This window comes from Streptomyces sp. NPDC002785, from assembly GCF_040295565.1.
Classification (GTDB): domain Bacteria; phylum Actinomycetota; class Actinomycetes; order Streptomycetales; family Streptomycetaceae; genus Streptomyces.
On record NZ_JBEOVN010000022.1, the window covers coordinates 40,439 to 58,532 of the forward strand.

General features: G+C 66.8%; 13 protein-coding genes and 1 tRNA gene. 4 read left to right on the plus strand and 10 right to left on the minus strand.

The features are described 5' to 3' along the window. The first annotated feature begins 13 nt into the window (after positions 1–13). From ABTZ94_RS08975 to ABTZ94_RS08985, 3 genes are read left to right on the plus strand one after another with little or no spacing between them, the layout of a single operon-like run. Positions 14–1,384: a hypothetical protein gene (locus ABTZ94_RS08975; protein WP_351198964.1), complete on the plus strand. Its 1,371-nt coding sequence runs from the start codon at positions 14–16 to the stop codon at positions 1,382–1,384. After that, a complete protein-coding gene (locus tag ABTZ94_RS08980; protein WP_351198966.1) occupies positions 1,381–1,890 on the plus strand; it encodes a Pycsar system effector family protein in 510 nt (169 codons plus the stop codon). Before ABTZ94_RS08975 ends, ABTZ94_RS08980 begins: the two co-directional genes overlap by 4 nt. 33 nt (positions 1,891–1,923) lie before the next feature. Then, complete coding sequence (locus ABTZ94_RS08985; RefSeq protein WP_351198968.1) at positions 1,924–3,186, plus strand: M48 family metalloprotease; 1,263 nt, start codon at positions 1,924–1,926, stop codon at positions 3,184–3,186. A gap of 61 nt (positions 3,187–3,247) precedes the next feature. Here the strand turns inward: ABTZ94_RS08985 and ABTZ94_RS08990 are convergent, their stop codons facing one another. From ABTZ94_RS08990 to ABTZ94_RS09035, 10 genes are all read right to left on the minus strand, one after another. Further along, the gene (locus ABTZ94_RS08990; RefSeq protein ID WP_351198970.1) at positions 3,248–7,147 is read right to left on the minus strand and encodes a DNA-directed RNA polymerase subunit beta'; all 3,900 of its coding nucleotides are present in this window, start codon (positions 7,145–7,147) and stop codon (positions 3,248–3,250) included. A gap of 129 nt (positions 7,148–7,276) precedes the next feature. Further along, positions 7,277–10,762, minus strand: a complete 3,486-nt coding sequence (gene rpoB, locus ABTZ94_RS08995) for a DNA-directed RNA polymerase subunit beta (RefSeq protein WP_351198972.1) — start codon at positions 10,760–10,762, stop codon at positions 7,277–7,279. Between the two features lie 594 nt (positions 10,763–11,356). Next, positions 11,357–11,740: a 50S ribosomal protein L7/L12 gene (rplL, locus tag ABTZ94_RS09000; RefSeq protein ID WP_010058811.1), complete on the minus strand. Its 384-nt coding sequence runs from the start codon at positions 11,738–11,740 to the stop codon at positions 11,357–11,359. A 111-nt stretch (positions 11,741–11,851) separates the two neighbouring features. Next, on the minus strand, positions 11,852–12,382 hold the full coding sequence (rplJ, locus tag ABTZ94_RS09005; protein ID WP_328310989.1) for a 50S ribosomal protein L10: 531 nt from the start codon (positions 12,380–12,382) through the stop codon (positions 11,852–11,854). A gap of 311 nt (positions 12,383–12,693) precedes the next feature. After that, a complete protein-coding gene (locus ABTZ94_RS09010; RefSeq protein ID WP_351198975.1) occupies positions 12,694–13,593 on the minus strand; it encodes an SCO4651 family lipoprotein in 900 nt (299 codons plus the stop codon). Positions 13,594–13,756: 163 nt separating this feature from the next. After that, positions 13,757–14,479, minus strand: a complete 723-nt coding sequence (gene rplA / locus ABTZ94_RS09015; protein ID WP_351198977.1) for a 50S ribosomal protein L1 — start codon at positions 14,477–14,479, stop codon at positions 13,757–13,759. 81 nt (positions 14,480–14,560) lie between these two features. After that, complete coding sequence (gene rplK, locus ABTZ94_RS09020) at positions 14,561–14,995, minus strand: 50S ribosomal protein L11 (protein WP_006126872.1); 435 nt, start codon at positions 14,993–14,995, stop codon at positions 14,561–14,563. 176 nt (positions 14,996–15,171) lie between these two features. After that, on the minus strand, positions 15,172–16,056 hold the full coding sequence (gene nusG / locus ABTZ94_RS09025; RefSeq protein ID WP_351198979.1) for a transcription termination/antitermination protein NusG: 885 nt from the start codon (positions 16,054–16,056) through the stop codon (positions 15,172–15,174). Between the two features lie 73 nt (positions 16,057–16,129). Further along, positions 16,130–16,417 (minus strand): preprotein translocase subunit SecE, encoded by a 288-nt coding sequence (secE, locus tag ABTZ94_RS09030; protein WP_351198981.1) that lies wholly within the window; start codon positions 16,415–16,417, stop codon positions 16,130–16,132. Between the two features lie 106 nt (positions 16,418–16,523). Then, a tRNA-Trp gene (locus ABTZ94_RS09035) sits at positions 16,524–16,596 on the minus strand. A 225-nt stretch (positions 16,597–16,821) separates the two neighbouring features. Between ABTZ94_RS09035 and ABTZ94_RS09040 the strand changes: the two genes are divergently transcribed. Continuing rightward, positions 16,822–18,048, plus strand: coding sequence for a pyridoxal phosphate-dependent aminotransferase (locus tag ABTZ94_RS09040; protein ID WP_351198983.1), 1,227 nt, complete (start codon positions 16,822–16,824; stop codon positions 18,046–18,048). The last annotated feature ends 46 nt before the right edge of the window (positions 18,049–18,094 follow it).

The window sequence follows — 18,094 nt, forward strand, 5'->3', positions numbered from 1 at the left end:
GGAGATCCAGAGCATGGCCCCAACAATCGACTGGGAACAACCAGCCGACCGGCACAGCCAGTTGATCGACCCGGTCATCACCGTGCGGCAGCTGTCGCGCTTCGAGTTCGCCCGCAAGTCTCTCACCCGCATCGACCACGCCCTGGTCTTCTCGACCCCCAAGGGTTCGTTCGACACCTATCTGCCGCCGCTGCGGCCGACCCGCACCGAGGCCGCCTCCAAGCGGTACACCTCGGTGTACGAGGTCGACATGGCCATCCACCATGTCCGGGCGGAGATCAAGCTACCCAGCAACAACGACGCCTTCGAGTTCGGAGTGATCGCCGACCTCGCCTGGCAGGTCGGCGATCCGGGCCACTTCGTGGCCGGCGGCCACCGGGACGTGCCGAAGCTGCTCCTCGGCGAACTGGAGCAGGCCGCCCGTCCGATCGCACGCAGGCACGCCATCGCCGCAAGCGCGGCCGCCGAGCAGGAGATCCTGGCGGCCCTGACCGCACGCGGTCCGCTCGGATCCGCCGCCGGGCTGCAGGTGACCTGGACCGTACGGCTGCGCAGGGACCAGGAGAACATCGACCACCAGCTCCGGATGCAGGCCATCCACCACAACGCCACCGAGCAGATTCTCACCGAGCAGCGGGGTATGGACTACGACGTCGAGCTGGACCGGCGCAGCCGCCGGCAGGACGAACTCACCGTGGGCCGCGCTCTGTCCTACGGGCACCAGCAGCAGGAGCTCCAGCTCCAGCAGCAGAGGTGGGAGCACGAGCGAGCCATGCTGGAGAGCCGCCAGCAGGTGGAGCGGCAGCAAGTGGAGGCCGAGAAGATCAACTTCTACCAGTGGCATCTGCAACAGGGCGGAGTGCACTCCTGGGCCCTGCACCTGGCGCAGCACCCCGAGGACTCCGCACTCGTCATGAACAGCATGCGCGAGGACCAGCTCCGCATGATCCAGGCACAGATGGACCTGGTCGGCCAGCTCCTCGGCGGCGACGGCGCGGAAAACTACGAGCTGGAGGGCCCCAAGCAGCTGGCGTTGCGCGCGATGAGCGACATCCTCAACCAGCGCCTGCCGGGAGTGCCGCAGCAGGGCGAGCCGTCGCCTCAGCTCCCGTCGTATCCGGGCTCGCTGCAGGGCCCGCAGGACTCCGTGCCGCCGACGCCCCAGGCACCCCCTGCACCTCCCACGCCCCCGCAGCCCGCTCCGGCTCCCACGCCCCCGCCGCCCGCTCCTCCAGCGCCCGGCAGCGGCTTCGCGGGCTGGCAGCCGCCTCCCGGTTACGGCAGCGTGCCCCAGGCCCCGCCGCCGCCACCGCCCGCCGCCACGCAGGACCCGGCCGGTACGCAGGACCCGGCCGGTACGGAAGACGGAGCGGGCCCGCAATGACCACCACTGGACCGGCGACTGGTTCAGAGGCCGCCACGCGCCTGCTCGCCGAACTGCGGTCGGAGATAGCCCGGGCCGACAGCAAGGCGAATGTCCTGGTCGCCGCCATCGGTACCACCGCAGGCGCGGCCAGCGGCCTCTTCGCCGGGCGCGGCTGGCGGCCGAGCACTCTGTCCACCACCGGAGCCGTGTTCTGGTGGTCCGGTACGGCGGCACTCGCCGCCGCCCTGGTGGCGCTGCTCATGGTCGTAGTGCCCCGCTACCGCACCAGCAAATGGACCCCGGGCGCCCCGCTCTCGTATTTCGGAGACATCCAACAGGCCGTACAGCAGGAACAGCTGGCCCAGGCACTCGCCGAGACCGAACGCGACCCGTCGGCCTCACTCATGGCGGCACTCGCCGAGAACAGCAGGATCGCCGCGCTCAAGCACCAGTGGATACGCCGTGGCCTGCTGGCGTTCTGCGTAGGTATGACGCTGCTCCCCGCATCCGTGCTCATCGATTAGCACGCTCCGTCCCCACTCTCCAGAAGGACAACCATGTCCCAAACGCCCGAACCCGCGTCCCTGGCACCGCAGTACCCGCAGCCCTCCCAGCCCGGCCCCGTACCGCCGCCATACCCCCAGGCCCAGTCCGTCCCTCCGCAGTACCCCCAGTACCAGGTCCGCCCTCCGCAGTACCCCCAGCCCACCTCGGCCTCCACACCGCCACCCGCGTACCCGCAGGCCTCATCCGCACTGCCCAACCCACAGCCCACACAGCCCCCCGCTCCCATATCGCCGCAGGCCCCACCGCCCACTCCGCCCCACACCCCACCGCAGTACCAGCAGGCCCCCGACAACCTCGACTACCAGAACGCCCCGGGCAACCGCGTCCACTACAAGGCCCACCAACGCGGCGCCGACGCCACGGCACTGGGTCAACTGGCGCTGCATTTACCCGGGTTCCTGATGAGCCTGATCGTGGTCGTGCTGCTGGCCACCATCGTGGAAGCCATCACCAGTCTGCCCGCCTGGCTCCTGGCCCTCGCCTGGCTCGCCTCCGGCGCACTCGTCTTCCACCGCCCCACCGAGGATTACTTCGCCCGCTACCTGCTGAAGCTACGGCGTCCGCTGCCGCAGGAGGCGGCCCGGCTCGAACCGGTATGGCGCAAGGTAACCGCACGCGCGGGCGTGGAGGGCCGGCAGTACGACCTCTGGATCGAGAACAGCCAGGACCTGAACGCATACGCGGCGGCGGGCCACATCGTCGGCGTAACCCAGTTCGCCCTGGAGCGCCTCCCGAGCGCCCAGCTGGCCGCCGTACTGGCCCATGAGCTCGGCCACCACACCGGCGGCCACGCCTGGACGTCCCTCCTCGGATACTGGTACTCGCTGCCGGGCCGGATCGCCTGGCGAGTGATCCGTACGATCATGGTCTTCACAGTCACGGTCGCCAGCTACATCTCCTGCCTGGCCACCGCAGCCCTGATCGTGGTCATCGGCGCCGTCACCATCGCCACGATCACCGTGCTCTACGGGCTGCCGCTGGTGCTGCTAGCCATCCCGTATCTGATGGCCGCGGTCGGCCGCCGCTCAGAGCTGCGCGCCGACCAGCACGCCGCGTCCCTGGGCTTCGCGCCCGACCTCGCGCATGTCCTGCACACCATGCACGCCATGGAACAGCAGGCCCGTTTCCAGGCCGTGGCCATGGCCGGAAAGCCGCCGGAGGAGCCCGGCACACTGGCCAAGCTCCTCTCCACCCACCCGGACTTCGCGACCAGGCTGGATCGGCTGCGCCCACACCTCGAGCCTCAGCGCTGAGAGAACGCCGAAGGGCGGTCACCTCGTACGGAACGAGGTGACCGCCCTTCGGAACAACTACTTACTGGTTGTACGGACCGTAGTCGTAGTCCTCCAGCGGAACGGCCTGGCCGGAGCCCGTGCCGAACGGCGAGTAGTCGATGTCGTCGTAGCCGACGGCCGAGTACATCGCGGCCTTGGCCTCCTCGGTCGGCTCGACCCGGATGTTGCGGTAGCGGGACAGACCCGTACCGGCCGGGATGAGCTTACCGATGATGACGTTCTCCTTGAGGCCGATCAGGGAGTCCGACTTGGCGTTGATCGCCGCGTCGGTCAGAACCCTGGTCGTCTCCTGGAAGGACGCCGCCGACAGCCACGACTCGGTGGCGAGCGAGGCCTTGGTGATACCCATCAGCTGCGGACGGCCGGAGGCGGGGTGACCGCCCTCGGTGACCACACGACGGTTCTCGGTCTCGAACTTCGAGCGCTCGACGAGCTCGCCCGGCAGCAGCTCCGCGTCGCCGGACTCGATGATCGTCACGCGGCGCAGCATCTGCCGGATGATGATCTCGATGTGCTTGTCGTGGATCGACACACCCTGCGAGTTGTAGACCTTCTGGACCTCGCCGACCAGGTGGACCTGGACCGCGCGCTGACCGAGGATCCGCAGCACGTCGTGCGGGTTGGTGGCACCCACGGTGAGCTTCTGGCCCACCTCGACGTGGTCGCCCTCGCCCACCAGCAGACGGGCGCGCTTCGAGATCGGGAAGGGGATCTCGTCGCTGCCGTCGTCCGGCGTGACCACGAGCTTCTTGGTCTTCTCGGTCTCCTCGATCCGGACCCGGCCCGCGGACTCCGAGATCGGGGCGACACCCTTGGGCGTACGGGCTTCGAAGAGCTCGACGACTCGGGGCAGACCCTGGGTGATGTCGTCACCGGCCACACCACCGGTGTGGAAGGTACGCATCGTCAGCTGGGTACCGGGCTCACCGATGGACTGGGCGGCGATGATGCCGACCGCCTCACCGATGTCGACCAGCTTGCCGGTGGCGAGCGAGCGTCCGTAGCAGAAGGCACAGGTGCCGACCGCGGACTCACAGGTCAGGACCGAACGGGTCTTGACCTCCTCGACGCCGGCGCCCACCAGGGCGTCGATCAGGACGTCACCGAGGTCGACGTTGGCAGGCGCGATGACCTTGCCGTCGACGACGACGTCCTCGGCGAGCATGCGGGCGTAGACCGAGGTCTCGACGTCCTCCGTCTTGCGGAGCACACCGTCCGCACCCTTGACGGCGATCTTCAGCTTGAGGCCGCGGTCGGTGCCGCAGTCCTCCTCGCGAATGATCACGTCCTGCGAGACGTCCACCAGACGACGGGTCAGGTAACCCGAGTCGGCGGTACGCAGGGCGGTGTCCGCCAGACCCTTACGGGCACCGTGCGTGGAGATGAAGTACTCCAGAACGGTGAGGCCCTCACGGAAGGACGCCTTGATGGGACGCGGGATCGTCTCGTTCTTGGCGTTGGACACCAGACCACGCATACCGGCGATCTGACGCATCTGCATCATGTTTCCTCGGGCACCCGAGTCAACCATCATGAAGATGGGGTTCGTCTTGGGGAAGTTCGCGTTCATCGCCTCGGCAACCTCGTTGGTCGCCTTGGTCCAGATCGCGATGAGCTCCTGCGTGCGCTCGTCCTTGGTGATCAGACCGCGCTCGTACTGCTTCTGGACCTTCTCGTCCTGCGCCTCGTAGCCGGCGACGATCGCCTTCTTGGCCTCGGGGACCACGACGTCGGAGATGGCCACGGTGACACCGGAACGGGTCGCCCAGTAGAAGCCCGCCGCCTTCAGGTTGTCGAGCGTCGCCGCCACGATGACCTTGGGGTAGCGCTCGGCGAGGTCGTTGACGATCTCGGAGAGCTGCTTCTTGCCGACCGAGTAGTCGACGAACGGGTAGTCCTCGGGCAGCAGCTCGTTGAAGAGCGCGCGGCCCAGGGACGTACGCAGCCGGAACGTGTCGCCCTGCTGGTACTCCTGCTCACCCTCCTCGGCGACCGGCGGCACCCAGCCACGCGGCGGGATGGTGCCCACCGGGAAGCGGATGTCGACCTTCGCCTGGAGCGACAGCTCGCGGGCGTCGAAGGCCATGATCGCCTCGGCCGTGGAACCGAAGGAACGGCCCTGGCCGACGACCTTGCGCTCCTCCTCGTCCGTGGTGAGGAAGAACAGGCCCAGCACCATGTCCTGGGTCGGCATGGTGACGGGACGACCGTCGGCCGGCTTCAGGATGTTGTTCGAGGACAGCATCAGGATGCGGGCCTCGGCCTGCGCCTCCGCGGAGAGCGGCAGGTGCACGGCCATCTGGTCACCGTCGAAGTCCGCGTTGAACGCGGTGCAGACGAGCGGGTGGATCTGGATGGCCTTGCCCTCGACCAGCTGCGGCTCGAAGGCCTGGATGCCGAGGCGGTGCAGGGTCGGTGCACGGTTCAGCAGCACCGGGTGCTCGGCGATGACCTCTTCGAGGACGTCGTACACCACGGTGCGGCCGCGCTCGACCATGCGCTTGGCCGACTTGATGTTCTGCGCGTGGTTCAGGTCGACCAGGCGCTTCATCACGAACGGCTTGAAGAGCTCCAGCGCCATGGCCTTCGGCAGACCGCACTGGTGCAGCTTGAGCTGCGGGCCGACGACGATCACGGAACGCGCGGAGTAGTCCACACGCTTACCGAGAAGGTTCTGACGGAATCGACCCTGCTTGCCCTTCAGCATGTCGCTGAGGGACTTGAGCGGGCGGTTACCGGGACCGGTGACCGGGCGACCGCGGCGGCCGTTGTCGAACAGTGCGTCGACGGCCTCCTGCAGCATCCGCTTCTCGTTGTTCACGATGATCTCGGGGGCACCGAGGTCAAGGAGACGCTTGAGGCGGTTGTTGCGGTTGATCACACGGCGGTACAGGTCGTTCAGGTCGGAGGTCGCGAAGCGGCCACCGTCCAGCTGCACCATCGGACGCAGGTCCGGCGGGATGACCGGCACGCAGTCGAGCACCATGCCCTTGGGCTTGTTGCTGGTCTGCAGGAACGCGGAGACGACCTTGAGGCGCTTGAGCGCACGGGTCTTCTTCTGGCCCTTGCCGGTACGGATGATTTCGCGGAGGCGCTCGGCCTCCTCGTCGAGGTCGAACGACTCAAGGCGCTTCTGCAGAGCAGCGGCACCCATGCAGCCGTCGAAGTACGTGCCGAAGCGGTCACGCAGCTCGCGGTAGAGCAGCTCGTCGCCCTCCAGGTCCTGGACCTTGAGGTTCTTGAAGCGGCTCCACACCTCGTCGAGACGGTCGATCTCGCGCTGCGCACGGTCGCGCAGCTGCTTCATCTCGCGCTCGGCACCTTCGCGCACCTTGCGGCGCACGTCGGCCTTGGCACCCTCGGCCTCGAGCTCGGCCAGGTCGGTCTCGAGCTTCTTGGCGCGGGCCTCGAGGTCGGCGTCGCGACGGTTCTCGACCTGCTGACGCTCGACGGAGACGTGCGCCTCCAGCGAGGGCAGGTCACGCGTACGGCGCTCCTCGTCCACGAACGTGATCATGTACGCGGCGAAGTAGATGACCTTCTCGAGGTCCTTCGGCGCGAGGTCGAGGAGGTAGCCCAGGCGCGACGGGACGCCCTTGAAGTACCAGATGTGGGTGACGGGAGCGGCAAGCTCGATGTGGCCCATGCGCTCACGACGCACCTTGGCGCGCGTGACCTCGACGCCACAGCGCTCACAGATGATGCCCTTGAAGCGGACACGCTTGTACTTGCCGCAGTAGCACTCCCAGTCCCGGGTCGGACCGAAGATCTTCTCGCAGAAGAGTCCGTCCTTTTCGGGCTTGAGCGTGCGGTAGTTGATGGTCTCCGGCTTCTTCACTTCGCCGTGGGACCAGGTCCGGATGTCGTCCGCGGTGGCAAGGCCGATCCGCAGCTCGTCGAAGAAGTTGACGTCGAGCACTTGTCGTCAATCCCTCTTTCGGGGGTTCGAGCCCCCTCGCGTCACGCGAGAAATCGGGGCACTTCAGCAATGGTCTGAACGGGTCCGGGGAGAGCCGGCCGGATCACGGGGATCCGGCCGGCCAACCCGTCAGACCTCTTCGACGCTGCTCGGCTCGCGCCGGGACAGGTCGATACCGAGTTCCTCCGCCGCGCGGAAGACGTCCTCGTCCGTGTCGCGCATCTCGATGGACATGCCGTCCGAGGACAGCACCTCCACGTTGAGGCAGAGCGACTGCATTTCCTTGATGAGCACCTTGAAGGACTCGGGAATGCCCGGCTCGGGGATGTTCTCGCCCTTGACGATGGCCTCGTAGACCTTCACGCGGCCGGTCACGTCGTCGGACTTGATCGTCAGGAGCTCCTGGAGGGCGTATGCGGCGCCATAAGCCTCAAGGGCCCACACCTCCATCTCACCGAAGCGCTGTCCACCGAACTGAGCCTTACCACCCAGCGGCTGCTGGGTGATCATGGAGTACGGACCCGTCGAACGAGCGTGCAGCTTGTCGTCGACGAGGTGGTGGAGCTTGAGGATGTACATGTACCCGACCGAAACCGGCTCGGGGAACGGCTCACCGGAGCGGCCGTCGAACAGGTTGGCCTTGCCGGAGGGCTGGACCAGGCGGTCGCCGTCGCGGTTCGGGATCGTGGCCTCGAAGAGACCGGAGATCTCGTCCTCGCGCGCACCGTCGAAGACGGGGGTGGCGACGTTGGTGCCGGGGGCGACCTGGTCGGCGCCGATGGCCTGCAGGCGCTTGGCCCACTCTTCACCGAGGCCGGAGACGTCCCAGCCGCGGCTGGCGAGCCAGCCGAGGTGGATCTCCAGGACCTGTCCCGGGTTCATTCGGGACGGGACACCCAGCGGGTTGAGGATGATGTCGACCGGGGTGCCGTCCTCCAGGAACGGCATGTCCTCGATCGGGAGGATCTTCGAGATGACGCCCTTGTTGCCGTGACGGCCGGCGAGCTTGTCACCATCGGTGATCTTGCGCTTCTGCGCGACGTAGACGCGGACCAGCTGGTTCACGCCCGGCGGCAGCTCGTCGCCCTCTTCACGGTCGAAGACGCGGACGCCGATGACCTTGCCGATCTCACCGTGCGGCACCTTCAGCGAGGTGTCGCGCACCTCGCGCGCCTTCTCACCGAAGATCGCGCGGAGCAGGCGCTCCTCGGGGGTCAGCTCGGTCTCACCCTTGGGCGTGACCTTGCCGACGAGGATGTCACCGGCGACGACCTCGGCACCGATACGGATGATGCCGCGCTCGTCGAGGTCGGCGAGGACCTCTTCGGAGACGTTCGGGATGTCCCGGGTGATCTCCTCCGGGCCGAGCTTGGTGTCACGGGCGTCGACCTCGTGCTCCTCGATGTGGATCGAGGAGAGGACGTCGTCCTGCACGAGGCGCTGCGACAGGATGATCGCGTCCTCGTAGTTGTGACCCTCCCACGGCATGAACGCCACGAGCAGGTTCTTGCCGAGGGCCATCTCACCGTTCTCGGTGGCCGGACCATCGGCGAGGACCTGGTCGGCGACGACCCGGTCGCCCTCGGAGACGACAACCTTCTGGTTGACCGAGGTGCCCTGGTTGGAGCGCATGAACTTGGCGATGCGGTACGTGGTGTACGTGCCGTCGTCGTTGGTCACGGTGATGTAGTCCGCGGAGACCTCCTGGACCACACCGTCCTTCTCGGCCTTCAGCACGTCACCGGCGTCGGTGGCGCAGCGGTACTCCATGCCGGTGCCGACGAGCGGGGCCTCCGACTTAATCAGCGGCACCGCCTGACGCATCATGTTCGCGCCCATGAGCGCGCGGTTGGCGTCGTCGTGCTCCAGGAAGGGGATCATCGCGGTGGCGACGGACACCATCTGGCGCGGCGAGACGTCCATGTAGTCGACGTCCGTGCCGGGCACGTAGTCGACCTCGCCACCACGGCGGCGGACCAGCACGCGGGGCTCGACGAACCGGAGCTCGTCGGTCAGCGGCGCGTTGGCCTGCGCGATGACGAAGCGGTCCTCCTCGTCGGCGGTCAGGTAGTCGACCTCGTCGGTGACCTGGCCCTCGACGACCTTGCGGTACGGCGTCTCGATGAAGCCGAACGCGTTGATGCGGCCGTACGAAGCCAGCGAACCGATCAGACCGATGTTCGGGCCTTCAGGCGTCTCGATCGGGCACATACGGCCGTAGTGAGACGGGTGCACGTCTCGGACCTCGAAGCCGGCCCGCTCACGGGAGAGACCACCCGGGCCGAGGGCGTTGAGACGACGCTTGTGCGTCAGGCCCGACAGCGGGTTGTTCTGGTCCATGAACTGGGACAGCTGGCTGGTGCCGAAGAACTCCTTGATGGAGGCGACGACCGGCCGGATGTTGATCAGGGTCTGCGGCGTGATCGCCTCGACGTCCTGGGTGGTCATGCGCTCGCGCACGACGCGCTCCATACGGGCGAGACCCGTACGGACCTGGTTCTGGATCAGCTCGCCGACGTTGCGGATGCGACGGTTGCCGAAGTGGTCGATGTCGTCCGTCTCGACCATGATCGAGCGACCGGACTCGCCGACCGTCTCGGTCTCACCGGCGTGCAGCTTCACCAGGTACTTGATGGTGGCGATGATGTCGTCGGTGGTGAGCACGCCGGCGTCCAGCGGCTCGTCCGCGCCGAGCTTCTTGTTCACCTTGTAGCGGCCGACCTTCGCCAGGTCGTAGCGCTTCGGGTTGAAGTAGAGGTTCTCGAGCAGCGTCTGCGCGGCCTCACGGGTCGGGGGCTCGCCCGGACGCAGCTTGCGGTAGATGTCGAGCAGCGCGTCGTCCTGGCCCTGGGTGTGGTCCTTCTCCAGGGTGGCGCGCATGGACTCGTACTCGCCGAACTCTTCCAGGATCTGCTCGGTCGTCCAACCGAGAGCCTTGAGCAGGACGGTGACGGACTGCTTGCGCTTGCGGTCGATGCGCACACCGACCATGTCGCGCTTGTCGATCTCCATCTCCAGCCAGGCACCCCGGGACGGGATCACCTTGGCGGAGAAGATGTCCTTGTCGGACGTCTTGTCGATGGAGGAGTCGAAGTAGACACCCGGCGAACGGACCAGCTGCGACACCACGACACGCTCGGTGCCGTTGATGACGAAGGTGCCCTTGTTGGTCATGAGCGGGAAGTCGCCCATGAAGACCGTCTGGGACTTGATCTCGCCGGTCTCGTTGTTGGTGAACTCGGCCGTGACGAAGAGCGGGGCGGCGAACGTGAAGTCGCGCTCCTTGCACTCGTCGATCGAGTTCTTCGAGGGCTCGAAGCGGTGGTCGCGGAACGTAAGCGACATCGACCCGGAGAAGTCCTCGATCGGTGAAATCTCCTCGAAGATTTCCTCCAGGCCGGACTTGGTGGGGACGTCTTGTCCACTGTCCAGAGCAGCCTCGACGCGAGCCTTCCAGGCGGCATTGCCGAGGAGCCAGTCAAAGCTCTCGGTCTGCAGCGCGAGGAGGTTCGGAACCTCGAGGGGCTCCTTGATCTTTGCAAAGGAGATGCGCAGCGGGGCGGTGCTGGCACCGTTGTTCGTATTCGCGGTCGAGGCGTTGCGCGAGGCGGCCAAGAGGGGGTCCTTCCGAGGGCTCGGACTCACTACGCGCGTACCGGTCCCAAGTTGAACACGGAGACAGAAATCCCAGGTCAGAGACGTTCGGCCATCGGTGCTCAAGCGTGGGCATGCCCCTGGTGACGGGCAGGAGGCAGCTAACAGGCAGCGCAAAGGGTCAGTGTAGCCAAACGGCACACTGATGTCCAGTCGGGGTTCTCAGAGACCCACGTTGCTCTCAACAGCTGTTCTCAACACCTATGACTAGCCGGTGCGCGCGGTGCGCTCTTCTTTACTGCCCTCTTCGTCCACGATCCATGCCTCGGATTCGGATCGATGTGACGACGCGTCCTGAGAATTGCGCGCCGCGTGCGGTTCGTCAAGGGCCCCCTGCCGGGACACCGCCCCCGGGCCCCTCACCCGGCCGCCTCTCCGGCCGGCCGGCCCCGAGAGGCAACGGCGAAGATCACCATACTCGTCAACGCCGTAAGAGCAAGGCAGCCGCCGCGGGTACGCCGAAAGGCGACCACCCGGATGGGTGATCGCCCTTCGTGATATGACGTCCGTGCCGTGCGGCACAGGAAGTCAGAAGGAGTCAGCAGACTCCCTGAGTCACTTGACCTCGACGGAAGCGCCGGCGGCCTTGAGGGACTCGGCAGCCTTCTCGGCGGCCTCCTTGGCGACCTTCTCGAGGACCGGCTTCGGGGTGCCGTCGACGAGGTCCTTGGCCTCCTTCAGGCCCAGCGAGGTCAGCTCACGCACGACCTTGATGACCTGGATCTTCTTCTCGCCGGCGCCGGTGAGGATGACGTCGAACTCGTCCTGCTCCTCAGCGGCCTCGGCAACGGCACCCGGGCCGGCCGGGCCGGCGACGGCGACGGCCGCAGCGGCGGTGACGTCGAACTTCTCCTCGAAGGCCTTCACGAACTCGGAGAGCTCGATGAGGGTCATCTCTTCGAACTGCGCGAGCAGGTCGTCCTGGGACAGCTTCGCCATGATGGCGTCCTTCCACTAATTCGGCAGGTGCCGGATGTACATGTAGGCGGGCGTACGTTCGGCCCGCTGCGACCGTCGCCCTGGTGGGCGGCGATCAATGCGCGAGCCGAATTACTCGGCACCGCCCTGCTCGGCGAGCTTGACGCGAAGCGCTTCCGCGGTGCGGACGAACTTCGACGGCAGCGCCTGGAAGAGCGAGGCAGCCTGAGACTGCTTGCCCTTGAAGGCACCGGCCAGCTTGCTGAGCAGAACCTCGCGGGACTCGAGGTCCGCAAGCTTCTTGATCTCATCGGCGGACAGCGCCTTGCCATCAAGGACACCGCCCTTGATGATCAGGTTCGGGTTCTCCTTGGCGAAGTCACGAAGACCCTTCGCCGACTCCACCGGGTCACCGGTGATGAAGGCAACCGCCGTCGGACCAGTGAACTGGTCGTCCAGCGAAGTGATCCCGGCCTCGTTGGCCGCAATCTTGGTCAGCGTGTTCTTCACCACGGCGTACTGGGCGTTCTCACCGAGCGAACGACGCAGCGTCTTGAGCTGCGCCACGGTGAGACCCCGGTACTCGGTCAGCACGGCGGCGTTCGAGCTGCGGAACTGGTCCGCGAGCTCGGCTACCGCGGCAGCCTTGTCGGGCCTTGCCATGAGCGTCGGCCTCCTTCCGGGTGATGAGGACCGCTCAGAAGGGGCCGGGAAAGACGAAACGCCCCGGCGCGGGCGCCAGGGCGTAGCTCGACCGAATAAAATCCGGGAACTTTCCACAGTCACCTGCGCAGGTCGCCCGTGCTCAACGGATCCTTCGGTCACTGTTCCCTCTTGCGAGAGCCCAGCAACGACCAGCGGTCTTTGGCTTCTGTAGGAGAGTACGCGACCGGGGTCGCGCCGAGCAAATCCGTCCCTCTTCGGGTGGTGCGGGAGGTTTGGACCGACCCGGCGATGGGGGGGAATGGTCGGTCTTAGTGCGTGCCCGAACCGGTCCCTTGCTGCTGCTTCAGCAGATCAGCGAAGTCGGCCGTGTCGCCGGCCGGGGGCTTCTCGACCGAGACCTTGGTGCCGTAGTCGCTGTAGTACACCGTCGAGTTCAGCTCGCCGGTCTTCATCTGGCCGCGCTCGGTCTTCTTGACCAGCAGGTTGTTCTTGTCGACCCAGACGTCGACCTTCTCCGTGGTGATCCCGACGTCGCTCAGCTGCTTCTTCAGCTGGTCGAGCTGGTCGGCGTCGAGCGCGGAGTTCTTCGCGGTCAGTTCGGCGACATCGACGGTGCCGGAGTAGTGCGTGGCGGAGACTCCGCGTATGTCCTCCTGGCCGACCTTCTTCACGTCACCGGAGGCCAGCAGGGACTTCACACCCTGGTCGGGGGTGGTGTTCTGCAACTGCTGCTTCATCGCCTCGCCGGAGGCGCCCGCGAGCTTGGCGAGGTCGGCGTAGCCGTAGCTGATCCAGTGCTTGCCGCCGGCCTGCTTGGCGAAGTTGTCGCCCATGTTGACGACGTAGCCGTCCTTGAAATAGCGGGCCTGCATCGTGCCGCTGCCACCGTTCTGCTTCATGACGTCCGCCATGCTGCCGCCGGTGTACGTGATCTCCATGGTGCCGGTGAGACCGTCGGTCCAGTCGATGGTGCCGCTCTGCTTCATGGACATGGCGGTGCCCATCTGGGTGGTGCCCTCGACCTTCGCCGAACGCTCCCCACCGGTCTTCTTCTGTACGTCGCGCAACGCGGCGATGGGGTCGGCCTTCACCGCGGCGCTGCCGCGGTTGCCGCCGTCGCTGTCCGATCCGCCGCAGGCCGCGACCGACGTCAGCGCCGCGGCCACCGCTACCGACAGGCTCACGCGTCGCACGGTACTCGTCCTCATGTCCACTTCCACCCCTCGTTCGACTCTCGAAGCCTCACGCTAACCCACAGCTCCGACACAGCCACCGGTTGGATGCGGAGACGAGGACGGGCCCCGCAACCTCGAAAGGTTGCGGGGCCCGTCAATGTCACACGTGACACGGCGTACTGCCGAGCGCTGGGGCTCAGACGGCGGCCGGGTCCTCCTCGACGAGGAGGTTACGGGTGCGGTTGGAGTCCAGCGGGATGCCGGCACCCATCGTCGTCGCCAGAGCGGCCTTCTTGATGTAGCGGCCCTTGGCGGCGGACGGCTTCAGACGGAGGACCTCCTCCAGCGCCGCGGCGTAGTTCTCCACCAGCTTCGTCTCGTCGAAGGAGACCTTGCCGATGATGAAGTGCAGGTTCGAGTGCTTGTCGACGCGGAACTCGATCTTGCCGCCCTTGATGTCGTTGACAGCCTTCGCGACATCGGGGGTGACGGTGCCGGTCTTCGGGTTCGGCATCAGACCACGCGGACCGAGCACCCGGCCGAGGCGGCCGACCTTGCCCATGAGGTCCGGGGTGGCGACGACGGCGTCGAAGTCCAGACGGCCCTTCGCCACCTCGTCGATGAGCTCGTCGGCGCCGACGATGTCGGCGCCCGCGGCTTCCGCGGCCGCAGCACGGTCACCGGTCGCGAAGACCAGGACCCGGGCGGTCTTGCCGGTGCCGTGCGGGAGGTTCACGGTGCCACGGACCATCTGGTCGGCCTTGCGCGGGTCGACACCCAGACGGAAGGCGACCTCGATGGTGCCGTCGAACTTGGTGGTCGCGGTCTCCTTGGCGAGACGGACGGCCTCGAGCGGGGCGTAGACGCGCTCCCGGTCGATCTTGGCGTCCGCAGCGCGGAGGTTCTTGCTGCGCTTCACTTCTACTCCTGTGGTTTCAGGGTGTGGAGTCGTGGTGCGGGCCAGCGCTTGGCCCTACCACTGAGGACGTGAGGGGCTGAATCAGCCTTCGACCGTGATGCCCATGGAACGGGCGGTGCCAGCGATGATCTTCGACGCGGCGTCGAGGTCGTTGGCGTTCAGGTCGGGGAGCTTCGTCGTGGCGATCTCACGGACCTGGGCAGCCGTCAGCTTGGCGACCTTGGTCTTGTGCGGCTCGCCGGAGCCCTTCTCCACGCCCGCGGCCTTGAGGATCAGCTTCGCGGCCGGCGGAGTCTTGGTGACGAAGGTGAAGGAGCGGTCCTCGTAGACCGTGATCTCCACCGGCACGACCATGCCACGCTGCGACTCGGTCGCGGCGTTGTAGGCCTTGCAGAACTCCATGATGTTGACGCCGTGCTGGCCGAGCGCGGGGCCGACCGGCGGGGCCGGGTTGGCCGCACCGGCGTTGATCTGGAGCTTGATAAGCCCCGTGACCTTCTTCTTCTTGGGAGGCATTGCTCTCTCCGGGTCCTAGTGAGAGTGTTTCGCCGCCGTCCGGTCATCCGGATGGAGGCATACCGCACAACGATAACGGGTATAGCTGCGCGACCAAAAACCGAGCAGGTCAGACCGGCTGCGGAGCCGGTCTGACCTGCTGGGTAGGTATGTGCCCAGAAACTGGCGGGAAACCGCTAGTTCTTCTGGATCTGATCGAAGCTGAGCTCGACCGGGGTCTCGCGGCCGAAGATCTCGACGAGGCCCTTGACCTTCTTCGAGTCGGCGTTGATCTCGTTGATCGTCGCCTGCAGCGTCGCGAACGGGCCGTCGGTGACGGTGACCGAGTCGCCGACCTCGAAGTCGAGCACCTGCACCTCGACCTTGCGGGCCGGAACCGGCTTGCCCTCGGCCTCGGCGGCCGCACGGGCGGCCTTCTCCTCGGCCTCCGGAGCGAGCATCTTGACGATCTCGTCCAGGGTCAGCGGGTACGGGTCGTAGGCGTTGCCCACGAAGCCGGTGACGCCGGGCGTGTTACGGACGACGCCCCAGGACTCGTTCGTCAGATCCATGCGCACCAGGACATAGCCCGGGAGCTTGTTCTGGCGGACGTTCTTGCGCTCGCCGTTCTTGATCTGGACGATCTCTTCCTCGGGCACCTCGGCCTGGTAGATGAAGTCCTCGACATTGAGCGAGACGGCGCGCTGCTCCAGGTTGGCCTTCACGCGCTTCTCGTAACCGGCGTACGTGTGGATGACGTACCACTCGCCGGGAAGACCGCGCAGCTCCTCGCGCAGGGCCGTGACGGCGTCGACGGGGGCAGCCGGCTCGGCCTCCTCCCCGGCTTCCTCGTCGGCCTCGGTGGGCTCGGCGTCGCTCTCGGAATCGGCCTCTGCGGCCTCGTCGTCGTCCTCGGTGTGCACAGCGGCCTGCTCGGCGGGCTCACCTGCGGCGGCGTCGGCAGCTTCAGCCTGGTCCGGCTCCTCGGCGTCCGCCGCCTCGACGATCTCGAGCTCGTCCTCGGCGGACTCGAAGGCGCCCGCCGTCGGCTCGACGGCGTCGTTCAGGTTCGGGTCAGACACGGTGGCTGCTTCTTCCTGGATACAAATGGGTGGAACATGCGAAAGGGGCGCCCATGAGGCGCCCTCCGCGGGATCAGCCGAAGACGTACTTGACAACCCGCTGGAATCCGAAGTCAATCACGGTCACCAGACCAATCATGACGACGACGAAGACGATCACCACTGAGGTGTACGTCGTCAGCTGATTTCGAGTCGGCCAGACAACCTTGCGCAACTCGGCGACGATCTGGCGGTAGAACAGCGCGAGGCGGCCCAGAGGACCCTTCTTACCGCGCTTACCGCCCTTCCGAGCCTTCTTCTTCGACTCGGGTACTTCATCCTCGGCATCAGGCATGTCGATGGAGCCCACGGCGTCCGTCACGCTTCTCACCTGATTCCGGGTCATGGCCGTGCCGCGCCCGGTGGAGCCGCACGGCGATGCATTGAAGTACGTACATGCGCACACATCCTGGCGAAGGAGTGTGTAGCAGGGCCGGAGGGACTTGAACCCCCAACCGCTGGTTTTGGAGACCAGTGCTCTACCAATTGAGCTACGACCCTTTGTGGTTTCCACCAACCTACCGCATCTTCCCCGATGCCCGGGGTGCAGGAACGGTGCGGCTGGTGAAGGCCAACGACAGGTGAGTGTACGTGTTCAGCGGCCCGGCGTCGAACAGATAGCTCCCGACAACTCCTGGCCGCATGTTGTCCGCATGCTGTCCAAGTCTTGTCCGGTCCCTGAAACCCCTGTGCCGACAGGGATCTCGGTCTGGGACCATGGGGGCCATGAGCGCTGCAACTTCTCCCTCCGAGCGCCGGGTATCCGCCCGCATCGGTGCAATCTCCGAGTCCGCCACCCTCGCCGTCGACGCCAAGGCCAAGGCCCTCAAGGCCGCCGGCCGTCCGGTGATCGGCTTCGGTGCCGGTGAGCCCGACTTCCCGACCCCCGGCTACATCGTCGAGGCCGCGGTCGAGGCCTGCCGCAACCCCAAGTACCACCGCTACACCCCGGCGGGAGGGCTCCCGGAGCTCAAGGCCGCCATTGCGGAGAAGACGCTGCGTGACTCCGGCTACGAGGTCGATCCCTCGCAGATCCTGGTGACCAACGGCGGCAAGCAGGCCATCTACGAGGCGTTCGCCGCGATCCTCGACCCGGGCGACGAGGTCATCGTCCCGGCTCCGTACTGGACCACCTACCCCGAGTCGATCCGGCTGGCCGGCGGTGTCCCGGTGGAGGTCGTGGCCGACGAGACCACCGGCTACCGAGTCTCCGTGGAGCAGCTGGAGGCGGCGCGCACCGAGCGCACGAAGGTCGTCCTGTTCGTCTCCCCGTCGAACCCGACCGGTGCGGTGTACAGCGAGGCCGACGCGAAGGCGATCGGCGAGTGGGCCGTCGAGCACGGCCTGTGGGTGCTCACCGACGAGATCTACGAGCACCTGGTCTACGGCGACGCGAAGTTCACCTCGCTGCCCGCGATCGTGCCCGAGCTGCGTGACAAGTGCATCGTGGTCAACGGTGTCGCCAAGACGTACGCGATGACCGGCTGGCGGGTGGGCTGGCTCGTCGGCCCGAAGGACGTCGTCAAGGCCGCGACCAACCTGCAGTCGCACGCCACGTCCAACGTCTCCAACGTCGCTCAGGTCGCCGCGCTGGCCGCCGTTTCCGGGAACCTGGACGCGGTCGCCGAGATGCGGACCGCCTTCGACCGCCGCCGGCGGACCATCGTGCGGATGCTGAACGAGATCGACGGCGTGCTGTGCCCGGAGCCCGAGGGCGCGTTCTACGCGTACCCGTCGGTGAAGGCGCTGCTCGGCAAGGAGATCCGCGGCAAGCGCCCGGCCACCTCGGTCGAGCTGGCGGCGCTGATCCTGGACGAGGCCGAGGTCGCGGTCGTTCCGGGCGAGGCCTTCGGCACGCCGGGCTACCTGCGGCTCTCCTACGCCCTGGGCGACGACGACCTCGTCGAGGGCGTCTCGCGGCTCCAGAAGCTGCTGGGCGAGGCCACGGCCTGACGCCTCCGTAGTGCGCATAAGCGGGTCCCCGGCCGAGCCGGGGACC

Coding starts and splice junctions, on each gene's coding strand:
- ABTZ94_RS08975 (WP_351198964.1), top strand. CDS start 14: ATGGCCCCAACAATCGACTGGGAACAACCAGCCGACCGGCACAGCCAG.
- ABTZ94_RS08980 (WP_351198966.1), top strand. CDS start 1,381: ATGACCACCACTGGACCGGCGACTGGTTCAGAGGCCGCCACGCGCCTG.
- ABTZ94_RS08985 (WP_351198968.1), top strand. CDS start 1,924: ATGTCCCAAACGCCCGAACCCGCGTCCCTGGCACCGCAGTACCCGCAG.
- rplL (WP_010058811.1), bottom strand. CDS start 11,740: ATGGCGAAGCTGTCCCAGGACGACCTGCTCGCGCAGTTCGAAGAGATG.
- rplJ (WP_328310989.1), bottom strand. CDS start 12,382: ATGGCAAGGCCCGACAAGGCTGCCGCGGTAGCCGAGCTCGCGGACCAG.
- ABTZ94_RS09010 (WP_351198975.1), bottom strand. CDS start 13,593: ATGAGGACGAGTACCGTGCGACGCGTGAGCCTGTCGGTAGCGGTGGCC.
- rplK (WP_006126872.1), bottom strand. CDS start 14,995: ATGCCTCCCAAGAAGAAGAAGGTCACGGGGCTTATCAAGCTCCAGATC.
- ABTZ94_RS09040 (WP_351198983.1), top strand. CDS start 16,822: ATGAGCGCTGCAACTTCTCCCTCCGAGCGCCGGGTATCCGCCCGCATC.